Source organism: Pseudomonas sp. FYR_5 (assembly GCF_043106315.1).
GTDB classification, from domain to species: domain Bacteria; phylum Pseudomonadota; class Gammaproteobacteria; order Pseudomonadales; family Pseudomonadaceae; genus Aquipseudomonas; species Aquipseudomonas putida_Y.
In genome coordinates, this window is record NZ_JBICMK010000094.1 from 1 (window position 1) to 941 (window position 941).

Consider the following 941-nt stretch of genomic DNA (forward strand, 5'->3'; position numbering starts at 1 on the left):
GTAACCGTGACCCTGTCCAACGGCCAGGTCATCACCGTTGAAGCGGGCAAGACCCAAGGCAGCGTCGACTTCCAGACCCCGGCCAATGACGTCTACAACAACGGTTCGACTGTCAGCGTCACCATCGAGAACGCCACGGGCGGCAACTTCGAGCAACTGACCCCGAATCCGACTCCAGCCTCGACTGTCATCAATGACAGCATCGATACCGTCACCGTAAGTATTCTCAGCAATGGAAATGTGACCGAAGACCAGCAACCTTCCTTTACTGTGAAAGTTGGCCAGGCGCTGGACCGTCCGTTGACCGTAACCCTGTCGAACGGCGACACCGTGACGATCGAAGCCGGTAAGACCGAAGTCGAGTACAAGACCTCGGTTCAGGGCGATGACGTCTATCTCGATGCAGGCTCCATCACGCTCAGTGTTATCGACGCTACAGTTCCGGGTGCCACTTTCGAGAAGCTGGCCTTGGGTGGCCCGGCTACCGTTGAGATCTCGGACACTATCAGTGAGGTGGTGGCCAAGTTGACCGCCACCCCTTCGGTGACCGAAGGCGGCGAGATCACCTACACCATCACGCTGACCAACAAAGACGGTCTGCCGATCAACAACCACTCGGAGCTGTACTTCAAGCTGACCGACGGCACTACTGTCGTCGTGGCGGCGAACAGCACCACCGGTTCGGCCACTGCAACCGCCCCGGACAACGTCTACGTCGGTACTAACCAGCCGGTGGTCAATGCCATCGACGCGGTCAGCGGCGCAGATGCGTGGAAGTTCGAAAACCTGAACCTGGACAAGACGCCGGTCAGCACTACCGTCACTGACGAACCAGGCACCCCAGGCAACGAAGGCGACCTGGTCAAGGTCACCATCACGGCCGACCAGACTTCGGTGGCCGAGAACGTCAAACCGACGTTCACCGTACACGTCAACCAGCC

At 59.0% G+C, this 941-nt stretch carries 1 protein-coding gene; it reads left to right on the top strand.

Going from position 1 to position 941, the window contains the following annotated elements; all coding sequences use genetic code 11:
• Nucleotides 1-941, top strand: a 941-nt coding sequence (locus tag ACF8RA_RS17590; RefSeq protein WP_392519398.1) for an immunoglobulin-like domain-containing protein, incomplete at both ends; no start/stop codon positions are given.